We start from the raw sequence: 23,873 nt of genomic DNA, 5'->3' as shown, positions 1-23,873 counted from the left end.
ATGACACTCTCCCCGTCCAGCATCGAGCAGGTCATCCCCGGCCAGGGGGCGATGGCGCAGCCGTCGGCCCGGGCCCGCCGCCGCCGGTTCCGCTTCGTCGCCAACGCCAAGGCCGCGACCGGCCTCGCCGTCCTCGGGGTGTACGTGCTCCTCGCGGTGATCGGGCCGTGGATCGCGCCGTACGACCCGGACGCGCGCAGCGCCGACGTGCTCCAGGCGCCCTCGGCCCGGCACTGGTTCGGCACCACCCACCTCGGGCAGGACATCTTCAGCCAGATCCTGGTCGGCGCGCGCAGCGTGATGGTGGTGGGCCTGATCGCCGGCGTGCTCGCCACGATCCTGTCCATCCTGATCGGCGTGACCGCCGGCTACCTGGGCGGCGCGGCCGACGAGGGCCTGTCGGCGGTGTCGAACGTGTTCCTGGTGATCCCGGCGCTGCCGCTGATCATCATCGTCACGTCCCTGGTCGAGCAGGCCAGCGACATGCTCGTGGCGCTCATCATCGGCCTCACCTCGTGGGCGTGGGGCGCCCGGGTGCTGCGCGCCCAGACGCTGTCGCTGCGCCGCCGCGACTACGTCGAGGCGGCACGGGCCACCGGCGAACGGACCTGGCGGATCATCGGGTTCGAGATCCTGCCCAACCTGACCGCGATCATCGCCTCCGGCTTCGTCGGCACCGTCATCTTCGCGGTGATGTCGGAGATCACGCTGGCGTTCATCGGCGTCTCGTCGGTGTCGTCGTGGAACTGGGGCACGATCCTGTTCTGGGCGCAGGGGCAGCAGGCGCTGGCGCAGGGCGCCTGGTGGTGGTTCGTCCCGGCCGGGCTGGCCATCGCGCTGCTCGGCACCGCGCTGGCGTTGATCAACTTCGGCATCGACGAGTTCGTCAGTCCCCGGCTGCGCACCGGCGGCCGGACCCGGATCCGTACCGCCGACGGTCGCACCGTCGCGATGCGCGTCGGGTTCACCCCGGTACTCGCGCCGAACCCGGCGCCGGTCCCCATGCAGCGGCCGGCGGACCCCATCCGAGAGGACGCGACCTCATGAGCGACCAGGTGCTGGAGATCCGCGGGCTGTGCGTCGACTACGGCGTCGGCGCGGACGCGGTCCGCGCGGTCCGCGACGTCGACCTGACGCTGCACCGCGGCGAGGTGCTCGGCCTGGCCGGGGAGAGCGGCAGCGGCAAGTCCACCCTGGCGTACGGGCTGACCCGGCTGCTGCCCCCGCCCGGCGTGGTCAGCGGCGGCCAGGTGATCTACCACCCGGCCGACGGCCCACCGGTCGACGTGCTCACGCTCAGCCCGGCGAAGCTGCGCGAGTTCCGGTGGGCGGAGACGTCGATCGTGTTCCAGGGCGCGATGAACTCGCTCAACCCGGTGCACAAGGTCTCCACCCAACTGCTCGACGTGATCCGGGCCCACGAGCCGAAGAGCACGGCGGCGAGCCGGCTGGCCCGGGCGAAGGAGCTGCTGCGCCTGGTCGGCATCTCCGCCGACCGGCTGGACAGCTACCCGCACCAGCTCTCCGGCGGCATGCGGCAACGGGTCATGATCGCGATGGCGCTGGCGCTGGAACCGCAGGTGGTCATCATGGACGAGCCGACCACCGCGCTGGACGTGGTGATGCAGCGGCAGATCCTCGGCCAGCTCGCCGAGCTGCGCGAACGCCTCGGCTTCGCGGTGCTGTTCATCACGCACGACCTGTCGCTGCTGGTCGAGTTCTCCGACCGGATCGCGATCATGTACGGCGGCCGGATCGTCGAGGAGGCGCCCGCCGCCCGGCTGTACGCCGAGCCGCTGCACCCGTACACCGAGGGGTTGCTGCACTCGTTCCCGGCGCTGCACGGTCCCCGCCGCGAGCTGACCGGCATCCCCGGCTCCCCGCCGGACCTGCGCGCCATGCCGTCCGGCTGCGCGTTCCACCCCCGCTGCCCGAAGGCGTTCGAGCCCTGCGACGAGCAGGTGCCGGCGCTGGGACCGCCACGCGTCGACGATCCGACGCGGGCCGTCGCGTGCCATCTGCACCCGGCCGTCGCGCCGCTGTCCCGCTGACCCGCCCGACACCACCACCCGCTACCCGCGAGGAGAACCATGGACACCGACCTCACCCGCCCGTCGTCAGTCACCGGTCCGGACCCGATCGACACGCTGCCGCCGACCTTCCGGTGGGGGGTGGCGACGTCGTCGTACCAGATCGAGGGCGCGGTGGCCGAGGACGGCCGCACACCGTCGATCTGGGACACGTTCTGCCGGGTGCCGGGTGCGGTCGCCAACGGTGACCACGGCGACGTGGCGTGCGACCACTACCACCGGATGCCGCAGGACGTCGCGCTCATCGCGGACCTGGGACTGGACACGTACCGGTTCTCGGTGGCCTGGCCGCGGGTGCAGCCGGGCGGGCGCGGTCCGGCGAACGTGGCCGGGCTGGCGTTCTACGACCGGCTGGTGGACGAGCTGCTCGGCCGGGGTGTCGAGCCGTGGGTGACGCTCTACCACTGGGATCTGCCGCAGGAGCTGGAGGACGCGGGCGGCTGGCCGAACCGGGACACCGCGTACCGGTTCGCCGACTACGCGGAGCTGGTCTTCGCCGCGCTCGGCGACCGGGTCCGCACCTGGACCACGCTCAACGAGCCGTGGTGCTCGGCGATGCTCGGATACGCCTACGGCGACCACGCCCCGGGCCGGCGGAACCTGGGCGACGGCATCGCCGCGGCGCACCACCTGCTGCTCGGGCACGGGCTGGCGACCCGGCGGCTGCGGGAGGCGGCCCGGTCCCCGATCGAGCTGGGCCTGACGCTGAACCTGTCCACCGCGGACCCGGAGACCGGCAGCGCGGCGGACCGGGACGCGGCGCGGGCCGCCGACGGGCTGGCCAACCGGCTCTACCTCGACCCGGTGCTGCGCGGGGAGTACCCGCAGGACGTGGTGGCCGACCTGGCCGCCGAGGGGGTGCGGATCCCCGTGCAGGACGGTGACCTGGAGGTCATCGCCACCCCGATCGACGTGCTCGGGGTCAACTACTACTTCGGGCAGCTGCACTCCGGGGTGGACGATCAGGGCCGCGACCGCGACGACGACGGCAAGCCGGTGCGCCGGGTGGTCCGCCGTGACCTGCCGCGTACCGCGATGGACTGGGAGATCGTGCCGGAGTCCTTCACCGACCTGCTGGTGCGGCTGCACCGCGACTACCCGGGCACGCCCATGGTGATCACCGAGAACGGCGCCGCGTTCGACGACGAGCCGGACGCCGACGGGTTCGTGAACGACGACGACCGGGTCGGCTTCCTCACCGAGCACCTGCGGGCGGTGGCCCGCGCCCGGGCCGCCGGGGCGGACGTGCGCGGCTACTTCGCCTGGTCGCTGCTGGACAACTTCGAGTGGGCCTACGGCTACGACAAGCGGTTCGGCATCGTCCGGGTGGACTACGACACGCAGCGCCGCACCCCCAAGCGCAGCGCGCTGTGGTACCGGGACACCGTGCGGCGGGTCCGCGGGCAGCGCTGACGCCGGCGTGGGGGCCGGGCCGGTCAGTGACGGCGGCCCGGCCCCCACGCCGGGCCCGGGCGGGCGGCCGGGTCGCGGGGCACGCCGCCGTCGCGCAGCAGCCGGGTCATCGGCAGGGTGGCCGCGCCCATCGCGACCGCGTCCGGTCCGAGCCGGCACAGCTCGATCGAGGTCTGCGCGTACGGCTGGCGCAGCGCGTGCCGCGCGGTCGCCTCGCGGATCGCGGGCAGGTGCCGTTCGCCCAGGGCCAGCCCGGCCCAGCCGCCGAGCACCACCCGCTCCGGGTTGAACAGGTTCACCAGGTTGGCCACCCCGGCGCCCAGGTAGCCGACCGTCTCGTCGATCACCTTCGCGGCGGTGCGGCCGGTGGAGCGCAGCAGCTCACCGAAGGCGGTCTCCTCGTCCGCGCCCGGCGCCGGGCGGCCCCGGTTGGCCTGCCGGAACCGGTCCAGCACCGCCTCCGCTCCCACGTACGCCTCCAGACAACCGAGGTTGCCGCAGCGGCAGCGGCGGCCCCCGTACACGATGGTGGTGTGGCCCCACTCCCCGGCGCTGCTGTGCGCGCCGCGGTAGCCGACGCCGTCGGCGACCACGCTCGCGCCGACGCCGGAGCCGACCAGGGCGACCACCGCGTGCCGGACGCCGCGGCCGGCGCCGAACCACATCTCGGCCTGGCCGAGCGTCTTCGCGCCGTTGTCCACGTGCACCGGCACGTCGGTGCCGGCGCGCAGCATCGCGCCGAGCGGGACGCCGTCCCAGCCGAGCGTCTGGGCGTGCACCACGGCGTCGGCGGTGCGCTCGACGGTGCCGGCGACGGCGACGCCGAAGCCGAGCACCGCGGCCGGATCGACGCCCGCCTGCTCGGTGACGGCGGCGAGGCCGTGCCGCAGGTGAGCGGCGACCCGCTCGGGGTCGGGATCGGCCGCGGCGATCGGGTACTCCGCCTTGGCCAGCGCGGTCATGCTCAGGTCGAACAACTCCACCTGGACGCGGGTCTCGCCCACGTCGGCACCGACCAGGTAGCCGTAGCCGGGCGCGACGCGCAGCAGCACGCGGGGACGGCCGCCGTCGGACTCGACCGAACCGGCCTCCTCGACCAGGCCCTCGTTGATCATCTCGCCGACCAGGTTGCTGACGCTGGCCAGGCTCAGCGCGGTGGACTGGCCCAGTTCGTGCCGGCTGAGCGGGCCGTCCAGCCAGATCCGGGTCAGCAGGACCGAGCGGTTGGCCCGGCGCATGTCGCGCACCGTGGTGCGTCTGGCGTCCACGTCCGCCGCCGTCCTTCCCGGCCGCCCGCGGGCGGCTTTCGTTCCTGCTTCACGCCCTGAGCGGGGTGGTGACAGGGTACGCCGCATTTACACTTAACAAAGTTAACTGATAACCTCCGGCGCATCGATGAGGAGGTATGTCATGCGACTCGGACGTGGGATGACCGCTCTGCTCGGTGGCGTCGCGCTGCTCGCCGCCACCGCCGCCGCCCTGCCCGCCACCGCCGCCACGCCGACCGGCGCCGTCGGCACGCTCGTCGCCTGCGACGCGCCGGCCTGGGCCGAGGGCGTCACCTGGACCGCCGGCAGCCGGGCGACCTACGGCGGCCGGCTCTACCAGGCGCTCGTCACGCACACCCCGCCGGCCGGCGCGGGCTGGACCCCGGCCGCCGTACCGGCGCTCTGGACCGACCTCGGCGCCTGCACCGGCGGCACGCCGTCGCCGAGCCCCACCACCCGGCCGCCGTCCCCCACGCCGTCCGCCTCCCCCTCCCCGACGGCTTCCCCCACGCGGACGCCTACCCCCACGCCCACCGTGTCGTCCAGCCCGACCACGCCGGGCGGGGACACCTGCGCGCTGCGGTCCCGGCCGGCCGGGAAGGTGCTCCAGGGCTACTGGGAGAACTGGGACGGAGCCGCGAACGGCGTGCACCCCGGACTCGGCTGGATCCCGATCACCGACTCCCGGATCACCGGGCACGGCTACAACGTGGTGACCGCCGCGTTCCCGGTCATCCGCGCCGACGGGACAGTGCTCTGGGAGGACGGCATGGACGCCGGCGTCAAGGTGCCCACCCCCGCGCAGGTGTGCCAGGCCAAGGCCGCCGGGCTCACAGTGCTGCTGTCCATCGGCGGCGCCACCGCCGGGATCGACCTCAGCTCCAGCGCGGTCGCCGACCGGTTCGTCGCCACAGTGGTGCCGATCCTCAAGCGGCACAACTTCGACGGCATCGACATCGACATCGAGACCGGCCTGACCGGCAGCGGGAACATCAACCAGCTCTCCCCCTCGCAGGCCAACCTGATCCGGATCATCGACGGGGTGCTGGCCCAGATGCCGGCCGGCTTCGGGCTCACCATGGCGCCGGAGACCGCGTACGTCACCGGCGGCAGCGTCACCTACGGCTCGATCTGGGGCGCGTACCTGCCGATCGTCAAGAAGTACGCCGACAACGGGCGGCTGTGGTGGCTGAACATGCAGTACTACAACGGCTCGATGTACGGCTGCGCCGGTGACTCGTACCCGGCCGGCACGGTGGCCGGTTTCGTCGCGCAGACCAACTGCCTCGACGCCGGCCTGGTCGTGCAGGGCACCACCGTCCGCGTACCGCTCGACCGGCAGGTCCCCGGGCTGCCCGCGCAGGTCGGCGCCGGCGGCGGCTACATGAGCCCGGCACTGGTGGCCCAGGCCTGGAACACCTACCAGGGACGCCTGAAGGGCCTGATGACCTGGTCGGTCAACTGGGACGGGTCGAAGGGCTGGACGTTCGCCGACAACGTCCGCTCGCTCCAGGGCCGCTGAGACGCGCCGCGGGGCCCCGCCGGACGGGCGGGGCCCCGCGCCGGATCAGCCGATCTTCTTCGGGGTGATCTTCTTCGGCGTGGTCGGCGAGTCCAGCCAGGCGTTGATCAGCACGGTGAAGTCCCGGCCGGTCTGCTTGTTGACGAAGGCGATGAACGAGGCCCGGTCCTGCGGCGTGTTGCGCTGCTCCTGGACCCAGGCGCGGGCCAGCGCGAAGAACGCCTTGTCGCCGACCGTCCGGTGGATCTCGCGCAGCATCGCCGCCGGGCACAGGTAGACGTTGCCCTCGGCGAACCGCTTCGGGTCGGGCCGGCCGGGCGGGCCCAGCTTCTTGCGCAGGACGGCGTCACCCTCGCGCAGGTACCGGTCCAGGCTGGCCTCGCTGAGCTTCTGCGTCTCCTTGGTGTACAGGTCCTGGATGTACGTCGCCCAGCCCTCGTTCAGCCACAGGTCCCGCCAGGTGGTGGGCGTGACCGAGTTGCCGAACCACTGGTGGGCGTACTCGTGCATCAGGTCGCTGCCCCAGCGGTCCCGGCGGGCCGCGGTGTTCTCGATCTTCCGGCCCATCGTGATCATCTGCTGGGTCTCCATGCCCGACGCCGAGTCCACCACCACGACGCCGCCGGAGGGGAACGGGTACGGGCCGAACTTCTTCTCCAGCCAGGTCAGGTACTGCGGGGACTTCTTCAGGTACGGCAGCAGCTTGTCGTCGGTGCCCTTGCGGTACCAGTAGGTCAGCGGCACGCCGCGCGGCCCCGCCGCGGTCAGCTTCTGGTACTTCCCCACCGCGAGCGTGGTCAGGTACGTCGCGACCGGGTCGGTGCTGCGGTAGCTGAACGTGTTGCCGGACTGACCGGCGGGCGTGCCGCCGGCGATCGCGGACCAGCCCGCCGGCACCGTCACCCGGATGTCGTAGAGCGCCTCGTCCGACGGCTGGTCGTTCGCCGGGTACCAGGTGAACGCCCCGAACGGCTCCTGCATGGTCCAGAGGCCGCCCTCCTTGGTGACGGTGAGGCCCAGGGCCTCGGTGTCCTTGCGGTGCGACGGCATCGGGGTCGTCTTCGGCCGGCCGTGGTAGGTGACCACCAGGGTGACCGGCTCGTCCGCCACCACTGGGGCGGACACGGTCAGCTTCTCCTTCGCCACCGCGCCGGGAACCGTCGCGCCGTCCAGTGTGACGCTGTCGACCTGGTAGGGCATGAAGTCGAGGACCAGGTTCGGCGCGTCCTTCACCGGCCGGATCCGCAGCGTGGCGGTGCCGGTGAGGGTGGTGGTCGACGGCGCCCACTCCAGCGCGAGGTCGTAGTGCAGAACGTCCAGCGCGTCGGTGCCCCGGGCCGGATAGACCGGGTCGGCCACCGGCGTCGACCGCCCCGCCTGCCAGGCGGCGTAGTCGACGGCGGGCGCGGTCGGGCTCGGCGGGGTGGAGGCGGAGGGGGTCGCGGCCGGGGCGGCGGGGGTCGTGGTGCACCCGGCGACGAGCAGCGGTCCGAGGAGCATGATCAGGGTTACGGGGCGGCGCATCAGCGCACCCTACGGCAGTGATCAGCTTTCGTGGGGGCGTCTCGGCTGGCACCGGTTGCGAGACCCTGCCAGGCTGGCGCTCGTGTATGACTACGACCTGCTGGTGCTGGGCTCCGGACCGAGTGGACAGAAGGCGGCCATCGCCGCGGCCAAGCTGGGCCGCCGCGTCGCGATAGTGGACCGCCGCGACATGCTCGGCGGCGTGTGCATCAACACCGGGACCGTGCCCTCCAAGACGCTGCGCGAGGCGGTGCTCTACCTGACCGGCCTGAGCCAGCGCGACCTCTACGGCAGCAGCTACCGGGTCAAGGAGGACATCACCGTCGCCGACCTGGCCGCCCGCACCCAGCACGTGATCACCCGGCAGACCGACGTCATCCGCAACCAACTGGCCCGCAACAAGGTCTCGCTGATCACCGGCACCGGCCGGTTCGCCGACGCCCACTCCGTCTGGGTGGACGCCGGCTCCGGCCGGGAGACCCGGGTCAGCTTCGACAAGGCGGTCGTCGCCGCCGGCACCCGCCCGGCCCGCCCGGACAGCGTCGACTTCGACGACCGGACCATCGTCGACTCCGACGGCGTGATCAACCTCCAGGCCGTCCCGGGCAGCATGGTCGTGGTCGGCGCCGGGGTGATCGGCATGGAGTACGCGTCCCTGTTCGCCGCGCTCGGCACCAAGGTGACAGTGGTCGAGCGCCGCCCCCGGATGCTCGACTTCTGCGACGAGGAGATCGTCGAATCGCTGAAGTACCACCTGCGGGACCTGTCGGTGACCTTCCGCTTCGGCGAGGAGGTGGCCGCCGTGGAGAAGCACCGCAGCGCCGCGCTCTGCATCCTGCGCAGCGGCAAGAAGATCGTCGCGGACACGGTGATGTACTCCGCCGGCCGCCAGGGGCAGACCGACGACCTCGCGCTGGAGGCGGCCGGGCTCACCGCCGACCACCGGGGCCGGATCACCGTCGACGCCGACTACCGCACCGCCGTCGACAACATCTACGCCGTCGGCGACGTGATCGGCTTCCCCGCGCTGGCGTCCACCTCGATGGAACAGGGCCGCCTGGCCGCCCAGCACGCCTGCGGCGAACCGGCGCGCGGCATGTCGGACCTGCAACCCATCGGCATCTACACCATTCCGGAGATCAGTTTCGTCGGGAAGACCGAGGAGGAGCTGACCGAGGCGTCCGTCCCGTTCGAGGTGGGCATCGCCCGCTACCGGGAGTTGGCCCGGGGGCAGATCGTCGGCGACTCGTACGGGATGCTGAAACTGCTCGTCTCGCCCGAGGACGGCCGGCTGCTCGGGGTGCACGTGTTCGGCACCGGCGCCACCGAGATCGTCCACATCGGGCAGGCGGTGATGGGCTGCGGCGGCACGGTCGACTACCTGCTGGACGCGGTCTTCAACTACCCGACCCTGGCCGAGGCGTACAAGGTGGCGGCCCTGGACGCCGCCAACAAGATCCGCAACATAACCCGGATCAACGACTGACCCTGCCGACCCTCCGCGTCGATCTTGCACTCTCGGCCCGGCCCGCGCCCGTTATGCCGGAAATACCCGGGCGGCAAGTGCAAGATCAGCGCGGCGGGGGACGTGGTGGGGGCGGGTCAGCGGCCTGTGGCGTAGCCCTGGGCGCCTCGAGGGTTCGCCGCGGCGGACAGGACTCCGGTACGCGGGTCGCGGGTCACGGCGCACATGCGGCCCAGGCTCCACGGGTCGGACAGGCGTACGGTGTGGCCCCTTGCGCGCAGGCCCGCCAGCACGTCCCCGTCGATCCGGTCCTCCAGCACCAGCACGCCGGGCTCGACCTCGCGCGGGTAGAACGAGGCCGGGAAGCTCGTCGTGTGCCAGGTGGGGGCGTCGATCGCCTCCTGCAACTCCTGCCCGCCGGCCAGGTGCCGCAGCAGGAACAGCAGCTGCCACTGGTCCTGCTGGTCGCCGCCCGGCGTGCCGCACGCCATCACCGGCTCGCCGTCGCGCAGCACCAGCGTCGGGCTGAGCGTGGTACGCGGGCGCCGGCCCGGCCGCAGCGTCGAGGCGAGCCCTTCCTCCAGCCAGCACATCTGCAACCGGCTGCCGAGCGGGAAGCCCAGCTCCGGGATGGTGGGCGAACTCTGCAGCCAGCCACCGCTGGGCGTGGCGGAGATGATGTTGCCCCACCGGTCCACCACGTCGACGTGGCAGGTGTCGCCGCGGGTCACTCCGTCGGCGCGTACCGTGGGTTCGCCGGTGCTCGGGTCCTGCGGGACGGCCCGCCCGGCGGCGTGGTCGCGCAGGTGCGACGGCAGCCGGGGTGACTCGCCCGCCGGGCTGCCGGGGCGCAGCGACGTGTCGGCGCGGTCACCGACCAGCGCGGCCCGCGAACGGGCGTAGCCGGCCGACAGCAGCGCGGGGCCCGGCACGTCGGTGTCGCCGTACCACGCCTCCCTGTCGGCGAACGCGAGCTTCAGCGCCTCGGCCTGCGCGTGGATGCCGTCCAGGCGGGACGGGTCGTAGACGGCCGGGTCGTCGAGCGCGTCCAGGATCGAGAGCGTCTGCAGCAGCACCGGGCCCTGGCCCCAGAAGCCGGTCTTGGCGATCGTGTGCCCGTGCCAGTCCAGCGTGACCGGTTCCTCCCAGGTGGCCGACCAGCGGGCCAGGTCGTCGCCGGTGACCAGCCCGGCGTGGGCGCGGCCGCTGGAGTCGCGCAACGGCAGCCGGCTGAACGCGTCGATCGCCTCGGCGACGAACCCCTCCCGCCAGGCGCGCCGGGCCGCCTCGATCTGCGCCTGGCGGTCCGTACCGGCGGCCCGTCCGGCGTCGACGAGGCGGCGCAGCGTGTCCGCGTACGCCGGGTTGGTGACCATCTCCCCCGGCGTGGGCGGGCGGCCGTCGCGGAGCCAGAGGCGCGCGGAGGTCGGCCAGTGGTCGGTGAACAGCGACCGGACCCGCGCCACGGTCTGCCCGGCGGCGCCGACGAGCGGGTGGCCGGCGGCGGCGTAGCCGATGGCCGGTTCCAGCACCTCGGCGAGCGTGCGGGTGCCGTGGTCGCGCAGCAGCAGGAGCCAGGCGTCGACAGCGCCCGGCACCACGGCGGCGAGCGGGCCGGCGCCGGGCACGAGGTCCAGGCCGAGCGAGCGGAAGTGCGCCACGGTGGCGGCGGCCGGGGCCGGTCCCTGACCGCAGAGCACGCGCGGGGTGGGGTCGGTCGCGGTGGCGAGGATCGCGGGCACCTCGCCGGCCGGGCCGTTGAGGTGCGGTTCCACGACGTGCAGCACGAACCCGGCGGCGACAGCGGCGTCGAAGGCGTTGCCGCCGCGTTCCAGCACGCCCATCGCGGACTGGCTGGCCAGCCAGTGCGTGGACGAGACCATGCCGAACGTGCCGCGCAGCGTGGGCCGGGTGGTGAACGTCATCGGCGGTGAGCCTACGCCGCGCCGGCGGTGTCGGCGCGCGTCGTCGCGCCCTCCTCCCCCGGGCCGCCGTCGCGCTCGCCGTCGAGCGGGAACAGGCACGCCGCGTGGTGGCCGGGGCCGACCTCGGCGAGCGCCGGATCGGTCTCGGCGCACGCGGGTCGGGCCTGGGGGCATCGGGTACGGAAGCGGCAGCCGCTCGGCGGGTCCACCGGGCTGGGGATGTCGCCGGTGAGCACGATCCGGCGGCGCTCCCGTTCGACGCGCGGATCGGCCACCGGCACCGCCGACAGCAGCGCGGCCGTGTAGGGGTGCGCCGGGTGCCGGTAGATCCGCTCGGGTGGGCCGGTCTCGACGATGCGGCCCAGGTACATCACCGCGATCCGGTCGCTCATGTGCTCGACGGCGGCCAGGTCGTGCGCGATGAACAGGTAGGTCAGCCGAAGGTCGCGTTGCAGGTGCCGGAGCAGGTTCATGATCTGCGCCTGCACGCTCAGGTCGAGCGAGGCGATCGGCTCGTCCAGGACGATCAGGTCCGGCTCCCCGGCCAGGGCCCGGGCCACGCCGACACGCTGGCGCTGGCCGCCGGACAGCTCGTGCGGGTAGCGGCCCGCCGTGTCGGCGCGCAGGCCGACCAGGTCCAGCAGCTCCGCGACCCGGGCCCGCCGGGCGGCGGCGGACGCGGCGAGCCGGTGCACGATCAGCGGCTCGGCGATGCTGTCACCGACCGTCCGGCGTGGATCCAGCGACGCCTGCGGGTCCTGGAACACCATCGCGACGTGGCGCCGCGTCGCCCGCAGGCGGCGGCGCGACCAGCGGGTCACGTCCTCGCCCGCCACCCGGACCCGCCCGGCGGTCGGGTCGACCAGCCGCAACAGCGCCAGGCCGGCTGTGGACTTGCCGCTGCCCGACTCGCCGACCAGCCCGAGCGTCTCACCCCGGCGTACGGCGAGACTGACGCCGTCGACCGCGCGGACCGTTCCGGCCGGGGTCGGGAAGTGCACCTTCAGGTCATCCAGCTCGGCGACCACGTCCGGGGTGTCGGCGCTCATCCGGCCTCTCCACGGTAGAAGGTGCGGACCGTGTGCCCGTCGCCGACCGGCGTCAGCGGGGGCAGTTCGTGCTCGCAGCGGGGATCGGCGCGCACCGGGCAGCGTGGCCAGAACGCGCAGCCCGGGGGCAGGTCCAGCGGGCTCGGCGGCGACCCGGGGATGGCCACCAGGTCCTCGCCGCGCCGGGACGGGTCCGGCCGGGCCGCCAGCAGCGCCCGGGTGTACGGGTGCGTGGGCGTGTCGAACACCGCGTCGACCGGGCCCTGCTCGACGATGCGGCCCCCGTACATGACCGCGACGGTGTCCGCGATGCCGGCCACCACGCCCAGGTCGTGGGTGACCCAGACGACGGCGGTGCCCAGCCGCGCCTGGAGGTCGGCGACCAGTTCGATGATCTGCGCCTGGGTGGTGACGTCGAGCGCGGTGGTCGGCTCGTCGGCGATCAGCAGGTCCGGCTCGCAGGCGAGCGCCATGGCGATGGCGACGCGCTGGCGCATGCCGCCGGAGAACTGGTGCGGGTACGCGTCGACGCGCCGTGCCGCCGACGGGATGCCCACCAGGTCCAGCAGCTCCACCGCCCGGTCGCGGGCGGCGCGGCGGGTCAGCCCGAGGTGTTCCTCGGCGGCCTCGGTGACCTGCCGGCCCACCGGAAGCACCGGGTTGAGCGAGGTCATCGGGTCCTGGAACACGAACCCGACGTGCCGGCCGCGTACCTTGCGGCGGCGGTCGTCGGGCAGCGCGGTCAGCTCGGTGTCGAGCAGCCGGACCCGGCCGGTGACGGTGGCGGCGCGTGGGGCGAGGCCGGTGGCGGCGAGCAGGGTCATGCTCTTGCCGCTGCCGGACTCGCCGACCAGGGCGAACGTCTCCCCCGGCCGTACCTGCCAGGACACCCCGGCGACGGCGCGGACCGGACCGCGACGGGTGCCGACGGTGACGGTGAGGTCGTCCACCGACAGCACTGTCGAATGGCTCATGGGGTGCTCCTGCGGGCCTCGCCCAGGGTGAGCTGCCGCGGGTCCAGCACGTCCCGCAGCGCGTCGCCGACCAGGTTGAACGCCAGCACGGTGAGGAAGATCGCCGCGCCGGGGAACACGCCCAGCCACCACGCGTCGGTGACGAAGCCGCGCCCGTCGAACAGCATCCGCCCCCAGGCCGGCGCGGGCGGCTGGATGCCCAGGCCGAGGAAGGACAGCGCGGCCTCGGAGAGGATCGCGAACGCCAGCGACAGCGACGTCTGCACGATCAGCGGCGCGGCGATGTTCGGCAGCACGTGCCGGCGCATGATGCGCAGGTCGGACGCGCCGATGGAGACGGCGGCCCGGACGAACACCTGCTCCCGTACGGACAGCACGCCGGCGCGGGTGATCCGGGCGAAGATGGGCGTGTAGACCACACCGATGGCGACCATGGCGGTGAGCAGGCCGGGGCCGAGCACCGCCACGATGGCCACCGCCAGCAGCAGCACCGGGAACGCGAACAGCACGTCCATGCAGCGCATGAGCACGCTGTCCAGCCAGCCCCGGTAGTAGCCGGCGAACAGCCCGAGCGTCACGCCCGCAACCAGCGCGATGCCGACGCTGACGGCACCGACCTGAAGCGAGACGCGGGCGGCGACGAGCACCCGGCTGAGCACGTCGCGGCCCAGCTCGTCGGTGCCGAACGGGTGCGCGCCGCTGGGTGGGCGCAGCATCTGGTCCACGTCGACGTCGTTGACGCCGGCCGGTGCCAGCCACGGGCCGGCCACGCCCACCACGACCAGCAGCACGAGCACGATCGTGCCGCCGACGGCGAGCGGGTCGCGGCGCAGCGCGTCCAGGACGCGGCGTCCGGTGTTCTCGGTCGTGGCGCTCACTTGACCGTGATCCTCGGGTCGAGGCGGGCGTAGAGGATGTCCACCAGCAGGTTGACCAGCAGGAACAGTGCCGCGACGAGCAGCACCGCGCCCTGCAGGACGGGGTAGTCGCGGGCCTGCACGGCGTCGAAGGTGAGCCGGCCGATGCCGGGCCAGGCGAACAGCACCTCGATCACGATGACGCCGCCGAGCAGGCTGGCGAGCTGCACCGCGACCACGGTGACGACCGGGATGAGCGCGTTGCGCAGCACGTGCCGCAGGATCACCACCCGGTTGCGCAGACCCTTCGCCTCGGCGGTGCGCACGTAGTCGGCGGAGAGCACCTCCAGCACGGAGGAGCGGATGAACCGGGTGAGGATCGAGGCGGTGACCAGGCCGACGGTGACCGCCGGCAGCGCCACGTGGGTGGCCCACCGACCCGGGTCGTCGGTGAGCGCCACGTAACCCGAGGGGGGCAGCCAGCCGAGCACCCCGGCGAACAGCAGGATGCCCATGATGCCCATCCAGAAGTCCGGTACGGAGACGCCGAACTGGCTGAACACGCGGGCCGCGTGGTCGACCGCGGAGCCGCTGCGTACCGCCGCGACGATGCCCAGCGGGAACGCGACGAGCAACGCGAACACCACGGCGGTGACGGCCAGTGACAGCGTGGCCGGCAGCCGCTCCAGCACGATCGCGCTCACCGGCTGGCCGGTGCGGAAGCTGACCCCCAGGTCACCGGTGAGCGCGTGCCCGAGATAGCTGACGTACTGCACCGGCAGCGGCTGGTCGAGGCCGGCGCGCTCCCGCAGCGCCTCGTACGTCTGCGGGTCGAACCGGGTGCCGAGCGCCACCCGGACCGGGTCGCCCGGCACCAGTTGCAGCAGCAGGAACACCACAAGGGTCACACCGACCAGCACGACCGCCGACTGGAGGACCCGCCGCAGGACGAAGCGGGCCATCACTTGGCCAGGGCGACCGACCGGAACCGGATCGCCCGGTCGGTGCGCACGTCGTAGCCGGAGACCTTCTTCGACCAGCCCTGCACCACGTCCGGGTTGTAGAGGTAGAGGTAGCTGGCGTCGTCGACGATCTGCTTCGCCGCCTGCTCGTACGCCTGCTTGCGGGCGCCCTGGTCGGTCTGGGTGCGGGCGTCGTCCAGCAGCTTGTCGACCGCCGGGTTCTTGTACTTGTGGAAGTTGAACGTGCCGCCGCTGTGGTGCTGGGCGTAGTAGAACTCGTCCGGGTCGATGTTGCCGAGCCAGCCGAGCATGAACCCGTCGAAGTTGCCCTTCGCCTGCTCGTCGAGCCATTGGGCGAAGTCCAGCGTACGGATCTTGACGGTGATGCCGACGGCCTTGAGCTGCGCGGCGATGACCTGCGCGGCGGTGACCGTCTCCGGGTACTCGCTGGTGACCATCAGGTCCATGGTCAGGTTGCTCACGCCGGCCTGGCCGAGCATCTGCTTCGCCTTGCCCGGGTCGTGGCTGTAGGGCGCGTAGTCGTAGTAGAACGCGCTCGCCTTCGGGATGGCGGTCTGGTTGACGGTGGCCAGCCCGAACTTCGCCGCCTTGGTGATCGCCTCGCGGTCCAGCGCGTACCCGATCGCGCGCCGCACCTCGGGGTTGTCGAACGGCTTGCGGGCCTCGTTGAGCGCCACGTACCAGTAGTCGGTCGACGGCGCCGACTTCACCGTGATGTCGCCGTCGTCCTTGAGCGAGCCGACCTGCTGGGGCGGCAGGTTGTCGGTCCACTGGACCTGGCCGCTGCGCAGGTTCTGCAACGCCACAGTCGGGTCCTTGACGAAGGTGAACGTGACGCCGTCCAGCTTCGGCTTCTCGCCCCAGTAGGAGTCGTTGCGCACCAGCTTCACGCTGTCGCCGGAGGTGTAGCCGGCCACCTTGAACGGGCCGCTGCCGACCGGTGCGGTCTTCACCTTGCCGGACTCGACGTTGGACTTCTCCACGATCGCCACGCCCTTGAACCCGCCGAGGTTCGCCAGCAGGTTCGGCGTGGGCGCGCTGAGCGTCACCACCACCGTGGCCGGGTCGGGCCCGGTGACCGACTTGACGGTGGCGAACTTGTACGCGTTGTTCAGCTTCTCCTTGATGATCCGCTCGAAGGAGTAGACGACGTCCTCGGAGGTCAGCGGCGACCCGTCGGAGAACTTCACGCCCTCGCGCAGCGTGAACGTCCAGGTGAGCTGGTCGGCGCTGGTGGTCCACTTCGTCGCCAGCGACGGCACCATCTTCAGGTCGGCGTCCGGCTCGACGAGCGTGTCGTAGACGTTCTCCAGCACCTGGAAGCTGTAGTACGCGGAGGTCTTGTGCGGGTCGAGCTGGTCCGGCTCGCCGCCGATCGCGGCGTTGAGGACTCCCCCGGCGCCGCCGGCGTTCCCCCCGCCGCCGACGTCGACCGCCTCGCCTCCGGTGCATCCGGACAGGACGCCGACGGTCAGTGCGAGCGCGGCGCCGAGCACACCGATCTTGTTCCTGGACACAGGCCCCCCTAGCCACTTCCCGGACAAAAGAAAGTTTCGGCGAGTCTTCTCCCCGAGCGGGATGATGTCAACGAATGCCGCCAAAGTGACTGGTCGGCCGCCGCTTGCCGGTGCGGAGTGAACGGTGGTTCAATCCGGGCCCGACCTGATCCGCCACCGCCCTGGGAGTTGCCGCCGTGACCACGCACGATGTCGTCAACCAGGTACCCCCGATGGTCGGCCACGACACCGCCGACGACCCGGCCCTGCGCGACGGCGTGGCCCGCGAGGGCGCCGGCTGGGCGCTGTCCGGGCTGCACGAGCTGGGCCGGCTCGCCGGTGGTGAGGAGGCCGCCGAACACGGGCGGCTCGCCAACGAGCACCCGCCGGTGCTGCGCACCCACGACCGGTACGGCCACCGGATCGACGAGGTGGAGTTCCACCCGTCCTGGCACGAGCTGATGCGGACCGCCGTCGGGCACGGCCTGCACGCCGCGCCGTGGGCCGACGACCGGCCGGGCGCGCACGTGGCCCGCGCGGCCGGCTTCTACCTGTGGCGGCCCGACGCCGGGCACGGCTGCCCGATCTCGATGACGTACGCGGCGGTGCCCGCGCTGCGGCACAGCCCGGACCTGGCCGCCCGCTACGAGCCGCTGCTCACCACCCGCGAGTACGACTTCGGGCTGCGCCCGCCGCAGACCAAGCGCGGCCTGCTCGCCGGCATGTCGATGACCGAGAAGCAGGGCGGCTCGGACGTCCGCGCCAACACCACCACGGCCCGGCCCGAGCCGGACGGCAGCTACCGCCTCGTCGGGCACAAGTGGTTCACCTCGGCGCCCATGTGCGACCTGTTCCTCACCCTCGCGCAGGCGCCCGGCGGCCTCACCTGCTTCCTGGTCCCCCGGGTGCTGCCCGACGGCGGCCGCAACCCGATGCGGCTGATGCGGCTCAAGGACAAGCTCGGCAACCGCTCCAACGCCTCCGCCGAGGTCGAGTACGAGCACGCGGTGGCGTGGCGCGTCGGCGACGAGGGCCGGGGCGTGCGCACCATCATCGACATGGTCAACCTGACCCGGCTCGACTGCGTGATCGGCGCCGCGGCCGGGATGCGCCACGGTGTCACCACCGCCGTGCACCACGCCACCCACCGGCGGGTGTTCGGCGACTACCTCGCCGACCAGCCGCTGATGCGCAACGTGCTGGCCGACCTGGCCGTCGAGTCCGAGGCCGCCACAGTGCTGATGATGCGGCTGGCCGGGGCGACCGACCGGTCGGCGCGCGGCGACGACGGCGAGACCGCGTTCAAGCGCCTCGCCCTCGCCGTCGGCAAGTACTGGGTGTGCAAGCGGTGGCCGGGGCACGCCGCCGAGGCGCTGGAGTGCCTGGGCGGCAACGGCTACGTGGAGGAGTCCGGCATGCCGCGGCTGTTCCGCGAGTCGCCGCTGAACTCGATCTGGGAGGGCTCCGGCAACGTCGCCGCGCTGGACGTGCTGCGCGCGCTCACCCGGGAACCGCAGGTGCTCGCCGCGTACGAGGCGGAGGTGGCCGCCGCGGCCGGCGCGGACGCCCGGCTGGACGCCGCGGTGCGCCGGGTGCGCGACGAACTCGCCGACCACACCGACCTGGAGCTGCGCGCCCGGCGGGTGGTGGAGCGGCTGGCGCTGGTGCTCCAGGGCGCGCTGCTGGTGCGCCACGGCCACCCGGCGGTCGCCGACGCGTTCTGCGCCTCCCGGCTCGACGGCGACCACGGTCAGGCGTACGGGACGCTGCCGGGCGGGCTGGACCTCGCAGCGATCATCGACCGCGCCACCCCGAAGATCGGCTGAGGGCGTGGTGACGCGACTCGCCTCGGTGCACCTGTACCCGGTCAAGTCCCTCGGCGGCGTCGACGTCGACCGGGCCGACGTCGAGCCGTGGGGGTTGCGTCACGACCGCCGCTGGGTGGTGCTGCGCCCCGACGGCGGCAAACTGGGCTCGACCGCCCTGCCCGCGCTGCTCGGCCTGACCGCCGCCCCCGGCTCCGGGTCGATCACGCTCACCGCCCGCGACGGGTCGTCGCTGACAGTCGCCGAACCGGTGGACGGGCCGCCGGTCGCCACCGACGTGTCCCGGCTGGACACGGTCCGGCTCGCCGCCGACGAGGCCCACGACTGGCTCTCCGCGCGGCTGGGCCGGCCCGTACGGCTGGCCTGGTTGGACGACCCGCGCCGCCGGCCGATGTCGGCCGAGCACGGCGGCGGCCCCGGTGATCCGCTGAACCTGTCCGACGCCGGACCGCTGCTGGTGGCCACACTGCCGTCGCTGCGGCGGCTGCGGGACTGGATCGTCGAGGGCGCGCTGGAACGCGGCGAGCCCGCGCCGGAGCCGCTGGCGATGGCCCGGTTCCGGCCGACTGTGGTGCTGGACGGGCCGGTCGAACCGTTCGCCGAGGACGGCTGGACGCGGGTGCGCATCGGCGCCGTGGACTTCCGGGTGTCCGAACGCTGCGACCGCTGCTCGGTGACGCTCATCGACCCGGAGACCCTCGCCGGCGGGAAGGAGCCGATCCGCACGCTGGCCCGGCACCGGCGTCACGACGGCAAGACCTGGTTCGGCGTCCGCCTGGTCCCGCTGAGCACCGGCGAGATCCGGGTCGGCGACCCGGTCGCCGTCTCCTGATCCGGCGGCTCAGCGGCGACGCCACTCGTCGGCCAGGATCGCGTGGACGAGCTGGTCGGCCCAGCCGCCCCGGAACCGGTAGCTGCGCACGTGCCGCGCCTCCCGCCGCATCCCGAGCCGGGCCATCAGGCGCGCCGACGGCTCGTTGTCCGCGTGGCAGCGGGCCACCACCCGGTGCAGCCCGAACTCGGCGAACCCCCAGTCCAGCAGCGCGCCGGCCGCCTCCGTGGCCAGCCCGCGGCCGCCGTGGTCGGGGTGGAAGACGTACCCCAGCTCGGCGGTGCGGTCCGCCGCGCTGCGCCAGACCAGCTCGACCGCACCGATCACCCGCCCGTCGCGCACCACGGCGAGCGTCAGGCAGTCGCCCTCCGCGCGCAGCGCGTCCTCGCCGGCCATCGCGGTCACCGACGCCAGGGACTCCGCCCGGGTACGCGGCGCGGCGCCCGCCATCCAGCGGACCACGTCCGGGCGGCGCTGCCAGGCGTGCACGTCGTCGAGGTCGTCGACGGTGACCGGGCGCAGCAGCAGCCGGGACGTGCGCACCGGGTACGCCGGGTGGGTCATCGGGCGATCGTAGGAGGAACCTAGGGTGGGTCGCATGGTCGTTTCCGCCGAGGACGGCAACCCGCTCACCCAGCTCACGCTCGACCAGCTCCGGCAGCGCACCAGCGTGAAGTGGCGGCTGTACCCGCCGGACGTGCTGCCGCTGTGGGTCGCCGAGCAGGACGTGCCGCTGGCGCCGCCGGTGGCCGAGGCGCTGCGCCGGGCGGTCGAGCTGGGCGACACCGGCTACTCGTACGGCACCGCGTACGCCGAGGCGGTCGGCGGGTTCGCCGCCCAGCGGTGGGGCTGGGCCGACTTCCCGGTCGGCCGGGCCACGCTGGTGCCGGACGTGATGATGGGTACGGTCGAGGTGCTGCGCCTGGTCACCGGCCCCGGTGACGCGGTGGTGGTCACTCCCCCGGTCTACCCGCCGTTCTACGCGTTCGTCACAAGCGCCGGGCGGCAGGTTCTCGAGGCGCCGCTCGGCGCGGACCAGCGGCTCGACCCGGCCGCGCTGGAGGAGGCGTTCCGGCGGGCCCGCGCGATCGGCGACCGGCCGGCGTTCCTGCTCTGCAACCCGCACAACCCGACCGGTGTGGTGCACCGGCCCGACGAGCTGGCCACGGTCGCCGAGCTGGCCGCCCGGCACGGCGTACGGGTGGTCGCCGACGAGATCCACTCACCGCTGGCGCTGCCCGGCGTGCGGTTCACCCCGTACCTGACGGTGCCGGGTGCCGAGAACGCGTTCGCGCTGGTGTCGGCGTCGAAGGCGTGGAACCTGGCCGGGCTCAAGGCGGCGCTGGCGGTCGCCGGGCCGGACGCGGCGGACGACCTGGCCCGGATGCCGGAGGAGGTCAGCCACGGGCCCAGCCACCTCGGAGTGCTCGCGCACACCGCCGCGTTCCGGGCCGGTGGGCCGTGGCTGGACCGGCTGCTCGACGGCCTGGACGCGAACCGGGCGCTGCTCGGGTCGCTGCTGGCCGAACACCTGCCGACTGTGTCGTGGCGGCCGCCCGAGGGCACGTACCTGGCCTGGCTGGACTGCCGGCGCCTCGGCGTGCCCACCGAGGCGGGCGACGGGCCGGGGGTGGCGAGCGACCTGGCCGGTCCGGCGCGGATGTTCCTCGACCGGGCGCGGGTGGCGCTCAGCTCCGGGCACGTCTTCGGCGCCGGCGGCGCCGGGTTCGTGCGGCTCAACTTCGCCACCTCCCCCGCCGTGCTCACCGAGGCGGTCACCCGGATGGGCCGCGCGGTACGCGCCTGACGCACGCCTCACCGGTGGCGTCGCCGCGCGCCTTACCCGGCGGCTCAGCGCGCGGCGACGCGTACCCCCTGGTTGTCGCCCTCGGACAGGAACGACGCCAGCGCGGCGCCCTCCTCGGCGGCGGCCGCGCGCTCGGCGCGGGTGAACGCGCGCAGCGGCGTGATCACCACGACGCCCGCGTCGACCGTCCAGGTGGCGGCGACCCGGCCGTCGACGAGCACGAACCGGGCCCCGGCGACGGAGAGGTTGCGGTGGGCGTCGTCGATGATCCGGCTGCGGTCGTGGTAGCCGAGCACGGCGTTGTCGAAGGCGGGCAGGAACCGTACCGGCGCGGGGGTGTCCGGCTCGGGCCGCGGCGCGCCCGGCAGGTCGAGCAGCGTCCGGCCGCGCGCGTCCCGGAAGGCCACCAGCTCGTCGCGGACCGCGGCGACCGCCGCGGGCAGCCCGGCGAGGCCGCACCAGGCGCGCAGGTCCGCCGACGCGGCCGGCCCGAACGCGGCCAGGTAGCGCCGCACCAGCGCCCGCCCGGCCGGGTCGTCGCCGCCGGAGCCGGGCGGGTCGGCGTCGCGGCCCAGCCACCGGGCCAGAGCGACGGTACGGACACCGGCGGTGGTGCGCCACAGCCCGCGCGGCGGCGCCTGCACCGTCGGCACCAGCGCGAGCACGATCTCGCCGAGCGCCCGCCGGTCGGTCGCCGGCCAGCGCGCGGCGAGCGCCCCCACGATCTCGGCGGTGGTGCGGGGCTCGCCGTCGGCCAGGACGTCCCGGGCCGCCGCGGCGAGTTCGTCGAGGTCGACCCCGTCGAACTCGCCGCGGTAGACACCCAGCACCCGCTGGCGCAGCATCGCGTCGTGCCGGGACCGCCAGGCCAGCACGTCGTCCGCCGCGAGCAGGTGCACGGTGCGGCGCATCAGGTGGGTACGCACCAGGCGGCGGCGCACCAGCAGGTCCGACAGGACCGCCGGGTCGAAGGCCCGCAGCCGCGACCAGAGCCCGACGTACGGCTCCTGGGGCTCCTGGGCCTGCAACCCGCACAGGTGCTCGACCGCGCCGGCCACCGGCAGGGCGGCGCGGTCGAGCAGCAGTTGCCGGGCGAGCGTCGCCCGGTTGAGCGCGCGCCGGTCGAGCACCGTCACGGCTTCGTTCTCCGGCCGGCTCAGGTGGTGGTCTGGCCGTCGATGCTCTCGCGCAGGATGTCCGCGTGCCCGGCGTGCTGCGTGGTCTCGGCGATGACGTGGATCAGCACCCGCCGGACGCTGCGGACCGAACCTGGCTCGTTCCACGGCGCGTCGGGCACCGGCCAGGTCGCCGACAGGTCCTCGACGCCGGCGACGATCTCCTCGGTACGCGCGGCGATGCGGGCGTACCGGTCCAGGATCGCCGGCAGCGTGTCCTCGGGCAGCATCTGGAAGTCCCGTCCCCGGTCGATCGCCCACTGCGGCAGCTCGCGGGCCCGGCCGGACATGAAGTCCTCCCAGGTGACGCCCTCGGGCATGGCGAAGGACATCGCCGCCGGGCCGTCGACCACGAACCGCAGCCACGCCTCCTCGGTGGACGCGACGTGCTTGATCAGGCCGCCCAGGCACAGCGCGCTGGCGGTCGGCTTCAGCCCGGCCTGCTCGTCGGTGAGGCCGCGCACCGTGTTGATCAGCGTGTTCCGGGCCTCGGTCAGCTCGGCCAGCAGGTCGGTCCGCTCGGCGTCCAGGGTGGTGGGGGTCGTGGTGGTGCCGGTCATCGTCATCGGTTCCTTCCGGTCCTGATCGGGTACGGGTCAACCCTCGCAGGCGTAGCGGTCAGGAAGTGTCCTCTTCTCGCGGCAGAATGCGTGTCGTGCCGAAGACTTCCGCCCGACTGCTCTCGCTGCTGTCCCTGTTGCAGGCGCGCCGGGACTGGCCGGGGTCGCTGCTCGCCGAACGGCTGCGGGTCAGCCCTCGTACCGTGCGCCGCGACGTCGACCGGCTGCGCGAGCTGGGCTATCCGATCGAGAGCGCCAAGGGGCCGGACGGCGGCTACCGGCTGGGCGCCGGTTCCGCGCTGCCGCCGCTGCTCTTCGACGACGAGCAGGCGGTCGCGCTCACCGTGGCGTTGCAGACCGCCGCCGGCGGCGTGACGGGCATCGAGGAGGCGGCCGCCCGGGCGCTGACCACGGTGCGGCAGGTGATGCCGGCGCGGCTGCGGCACCGGGTGGACGCGCTGCGGGTCGTCGACGTGCAACGCGCCGGTACGCCCGCCCGGCACCGGGTGGAACCGGCGCTGCTGATGACGTTGAGCGCCGCCGTGCACGCCCGCGAGGAGCTGCGCTTCGACTACGAGCCGGTGTCCACCGCACCACCGGACCCGGACCGGCCGCCACGTCGGGTGCAGCCGCACCACCTGGTCACCTGGGGCGGGCGCTGGTACCTCGTCGCCTGGGACCTCGACCGCGACGACTGGCGCACGTTCCGGGTCGACCGGATCAGCCCGCGTACGCCCACCGGCCCCCGGTTCACGCCCCGTGAGCTGCCCGGCGGGGACGTGGCCGCGTACGTCGCCGGCCGGTTCAAGGGCGCCACCGGGCCGGGTGACTGGCCCTGCCGGGGCGAGGTGATCCTCGACCTGCCCGCCCGCGTGGTGTCCGGGTGGACCCGCGACGGGATCGTCGAGGAACTGGGCCCGGACCGCTGCCGGCTGGTGCTCGGCGCCTGGTCGTGGCCCGGGCTGGCCGCCGTGCTCGGCCGCTACGACGCCGACATCGAGGTGGTCGGGCCGCCGGAGCTGCGCGAGGCGTTCGCCCGCCTGGCCCGCCGCTACGCCGCAGCGGCGGAGCCCCCGGGCCCGCCTCGATAGCCGGGCCGGGCGGGGT

Annotated in this window: 20 protein-coding genes; 9 read left to right on the top strand and 11 right to left on the bottom strand. The window is 73.6% G+C overall.

What is annotated here, in order from left to right; genetic code table 11:
* The 3 genes from ACN27D_RS31570 to ACN27D_RS31560 are packed head-to-tail and all read left to right on the top strand — an operon-like array spanning position 1 to position 3,503.
* A complete protein-coding gene (locus ACN27D_RS31570; protein ID WP_358176824.1) occupies positions 1–1,047 on the top strand; it encodes an ABC transporter permease in 1,047 nt (348 codons plus the stop codon).
* A complete protein-coding gene (locus tag ACN27D_RS31565) occupies positions 1,044–2,051 on the top strand; it encodes an ABC transporter ATP-binding protein (RefSeq protein WP_120569961.1) in 1,008 nt (335 codons plus the stop codon). The genes ACN27D_RS31570 and ACN27D_RS31565 overlap by 4 nt, the downstream gene beginning before the upstream one ends.
* A gap of 39 nt (positions 2,052–2,090) precedes the next feature.
* Positions 2,091–3,503, top strand: a complete 1,413-nt coding sequence (locus ACN27D_RS31560) for a GH1 family beta-glucosidase (RefSeq protein ID WP_421500739.1) — start codon at positions 2,091–2,093, stop codon at positions 3,501–3,503.
* Positions 3,504–3,526: 23 nt separating this feature from the next.
* Here the strand turns inward: ACN27D_RS31560 and ACN27D_RS31555 are convergent, their stop codons facing one another.
* On the bottom strand, positions 3,527–4,771 hold the full coding sequence (locus ACN27D_RS31555) for an ROK family transcriptional regulator (protein ID WP_358176827.1): 1,245 nt from the start codon (positions 4,769–4,771) through the stop codon (positions 3,527–3,529).
* A 142-nt stretch (positions 4,772–4,913) separates the two neighbouring features.
* On the opposite strand from ACN27D_RS31555, the gene ACN27D_RS31550 reads away from it, so the two are divergent.
* On the top strand, positions 4,914–6,293 hold the full coding sequence (locus ACN27D_RS31550; RefSeq protein WP_421500738.1) for a glycosyl hydrolase family 18 protein: 1,380 nt from the start codon (positions 4,914–4,916) through the stop codon (positions 6,291–6,293).
* A 45-nt stretch (positions 6,294–6,338) separates the two neighbouring features.
* Here ACN27D_RS31550 and ACN27D_RS31545 read toward each other — a convergent pair whose 3' ends face one another.
* The gene (locus ACN27D_RS31545; RefSeq protein WP_421500737.1) at positions 6,339–7,817 is read right to left on the bottom strand and encodes a M1 family metallopeptidase; all 1,479 of its coding nucleotides are present in this window, start codon (positions 7,815–7,817) and stop codon (positions 6,339–6,341) included.
* An 82-nt stretch (positions 7,818–7,899) separates the two neighbouring features.
* On the opposite strand from ACN27D_RS31545, the gene sthA reads away from it, so the two are divergent.
* Positions 7,900–9,303: a Si-specific NAD(P)(+) transhydrogenase gene (sthA, locus tag ACN27D_RS31540; RefSeq protein WP_334463408.1), complete on the top strand. Its 1,404-nt coding sequence runs from the start codon at positions 7,900–7,902 to the stop codon at positions 9,301–9,303.
* A 116-nt stretch (positions 9,304–9,419) separates the two neighbouring features.
* On the opposite strand, the gene ACN27D_RS31535 is transcribed toward sthA, so the two are convergent.
* From ACN27D_RS31535 to ACN27D_RS31510, 6 genes are read right to left on the bottom strand one after another with little or no spacing between them, the layout of a single operon-like run.
* Positions 9,420–11,207 (bottom strand): gamma-glutamyltransferase family protein, encoded by a 1,788-nt coding sequence (locus ACN27D_RS31535; RefSeq protein ID WP_421500736.1) that lies wholly within the window; start codon positions 11,205–11,207, stop codon positions 9,420–9,422.
* A gap of 11 nt (positions 11,208–11,218) precedes the next feature.
* Positions 11,219–12,256: an ABC transporter ATP-binding protein gene (locus tag ACN27D_RS31530; RefSeq protein ID WP_421500735.1), complete on the bottom strand. Its 1,038-nt coding sequence runs from the start codon at positions 12,254–12,256 to the stop codon at positions 11,219–11,221.
* Positions 12,253–13,230 (bottom strand): ABC transporter ATP-binding protein, encoded by a 978-nt coding sequence (locus ACN27D_RS31525; RefSeq protein WP_120569969.1) that lies wholly within the window; start codon positions 13,228–13,230, stop codon positions 12,253–12,255. Before ACN27D_RS31525 ends, ACN27D_RS31530 begins: the two co-directional genes overlap by 4 nt.
* Positions 13,227–14,108, bottom strand: coding sequence for an ABC transporter permease (locus tag ACN27D_RS31520; RefSeq protein WP_421500734.1), 882 nt, complete (start codon positions 14,106–14,108; stop codon positions 13,227–13,229). The genes ACN27D_RS31525 and ACN27D_RS31520 overlap by 4 nt, the downstream gene beginning before the upstream one ends.
* A complete protein-coding gene (locus ACN27D_RS31515) occupies positions 14,105–15,049 on the bottom strand; it encodes an ABC transporter permease (RefSeq protein WP_120569970.1) in 945 nt (314 codons plus the stop codon). Before ACN27D_RS31515 ends, ACN27D_RS31520 begins: the two co-directional genes overlap by 4 nt.
* Entirely contained in the window at positions 15,049–16,587 is a 1,539-nt protein-coding gene (locus ACN27D_RS31510; protein ID WP_421500733.1) for an ABC transporter substrate-binding protein, read from the bottom strand. Before ACN27D_RS31510 ends, ACN27D_RS31515 begins: the two co-directional genes overlap by 1 nt.
* A gap of 176 nt (positions 16,588–16,763) precedes the next feature.
* Between ACN27D_RS31510 and ACN27D_RS31505 the strand changes: the two genes are divergently transcribed.
* Both ACN27D_RS31505 and ACN27D_RS31500 read left to right on the top strand, forming a co-directional pair.
* The gene (locus tag ACN27D_RS31505) at positions 16,764–18,392 is read left to right on the top strand and encodes an isovaleryl-CoA dehydrogenase (protein WP_421500732.1); all 1,629 of its coding nucleotides are present in this window, start codon (positions 16,764–16,766) and stop codon (positions 18,390–18,392) included.
* Between the two features lie 4 nt (positions 18,393–18,396).
* Entirely contained in the window at positions 18,397–19,224 is an 828-nt protein-coding gene (locus tag ACN27D_RS31500) for an MOSC domain-containing protein (RefSeq protein WP_421500731.1), read from the top strand.
* A 9-nt stretch (positions 19,225–19,233) separates the two neighbouring features.
* Here ACN27D_RS31500 and ACN27D_RS31495 read toward each other — a convergent pair whose 3' ends face one another.
* Positions 19,234–19,788, bottom strand: a complete 555-nt coding sequence (locus ACN27D_RS31495; RefSeq protein ID WP_334463388.1) for a GNAT family N-acetyltransferase — start codon at positions 19,786–19,788, stop codon at positions 19,234–19,236.
* Positions 19,789–19,822: 34 nt separating this feature from the next.
* Here ACN27D_RS31495 and ACN27D_RS31490 point away from each other — a divergent pair, with 34 nt between their 5' ends.
* The gene (locus ACN27D_RS31490; RefSeq protein WP_421500730.1) at positions 19,823–21,031 is read left to right on the top strand and encodes a MalY/PatB family protein; all 1,209 of its coding nucleotides are present in this window, start codon (positions 19,823–19,825) and stop codon (positions 21,029–21,031) included.
* Positions 21,032–21,075: 44 nt separating this feature from the next.
* Here ACN27D_RS31490 and ACN27D_RS31485 read toward each other — a convergent pair whose 3' ends face one another.
* Together ACN27D_RS31485 and ACN27D_RS31480 are read right to left on the bottom strand one after the other, a co-directional pair.
* Positions 21,076–22,167: a winged helix DNA-binding domain-containing protein gene (locus ACN27D_RS31485; protein ID WP_421500729.1), complete on the bottom strand. Its 1,092-nt coding sequence runs from the start codon at positions 22,165–22,167 to the stop codon at positions 21,076–21,078.
* A gap of 20 nt (positions 22,168–22,187) precedes the next feature.
* Entirely contained in the window at positions 22,188–22,766 is a 579-nt protein-coding gene (locus tag ACN27D_RS31480; RefSeq protein ID WP_421500728.1) for a DinB family protein, read from the bottom strand.
* An 86-nt stretch (positions 22,767–22,852) separates the two neighbouring features.
* Between ACN27D_RS31480 and ACN27D_RS31475 the strand changes: the two genes are divergently transcribed.
* Positions 22,853–23,857 (top strand): helix-turn-helix transcriptional regulator, encoded by a 1,005-nt coding sequence (locus ACN27D_RS31475; protein ID WP_358176860.1) that lies wholly within the window; start codon positions 22,853–22,855, stop codon positions 23,855–23,857.
* Positions 23,858–23,873: the final 16 nt, after the last annotated feature.

It is taken from the genome of Micromonospora sp. WMMD1274, assembly GCF_049179035.1.
Taxonomy (GTDB): domain Bacteria; phylum Actinomycetota; class Actinomycetes; order Mycobacteriales; family Micromonosporaceae; genus Micromonospora; species Micromonospora tulbaghiae.
This window is presented reverse-complemented; position numbering and strand designations above follow the sequence as displayed.

Excerpts from the sequence above, each read along its gene's own strand:
- ACN27D_RS31570 (WP_358176824.1), top strand. The coding sequence starts at position 1 with ATGACACTCTCCCCGTCCAGCATCGAGCAGGTCATCCCCGGCCAGGGG.
- ACN27D_RS31530 (WP_421500735.1), bottom strand. The coding sequence starts at position 12,256 with ATGAGCGCCGACACCCCGGACGTGGTCGCCGAGCTGGATGACCTGAAG.
- ACN27D_RS31475 (WP_358176860.1), top strand. The coding sequence starts at position 22,853 with ATGCGTGTCGTGCCGAAGACTTCCGCCCGACTGCTCTCGCTGCTGTCC.
- ACN27D_RS31480 (WP_421500728.1), bottom strand. The coding sequence starts at position 22,766 with ATGACCGGCACCACCACGACCCCCACCACCCTGGACGCCGAGCGGACC.
- ACN27D_RS31535 (WP_421500736.1), bottom strand. The coding sequence starts at position 11,207 with ATGACGTTCACCACCCGGCCCACGCTGCGCGGCACGTTCGGCATGGTC.
- ACN27D_RS31525 (WP_120569969.1), bottom strand. The coding sequence starts at position 13,230 with ATGAGCCATTCGACAGTGCTGTCGGTGGACGACCTCACCGTCACCGTC.
- ACN27D_RS31490 (WP_421500730.1), top strand. The coding sequence starts at position 19,823 with ATGGTCGTTTCCGCCGAGGACGGCAACCCGCTCACCCAGCTCACGCTC.
- ACN27D_RS31560 (WP_421500739.1), top strand. The coding sequence starts at position 2,091 with ATGGACACCGACCTCACCCGCCCGTCGTCAGTCACCGGTCCGGACCCG.
- ACN27D_RS31545 (WP_421500737.1), bottom strand. The coding sequence starts at position 7,817 with ATGCGCCGCCCCGTAACCCTGATCATGCTCCTCGGACCGCTGCTCGTC.
- ACN27D_RS31550 (WP_421500738.1), top strand. The coding sequence starts at position 4,914 with ATGCGACTCGGACGTGGGATGACCGCTCTGCTCGGTGGCGTCGCGCTG.
- ACN27D_RS31515 (WP_120569970.1), bottom strand. The coding sequence starts at position 15,049 with ATGGCCCGCTTCGTCCTGCGGCGGGTCCTCCAGTCGGCGGTCGTGCTG.
- ACN27D_RS31495 (WP_334463388.1), bottom strand. The coding sequence starts at position 19,788 with ATGACCCACCCGGCGTACCCGGTGCGCACGTCCCGGCTGCTGCTGCGC.
- ACN27D_RS31565 (WP_120569961.1), top strand. The coding sequence starts at position 1,044 with ATGAGCGACCAGGTGCTGGAGATCCGCGGGCTGTGCGTCGACTACGGC.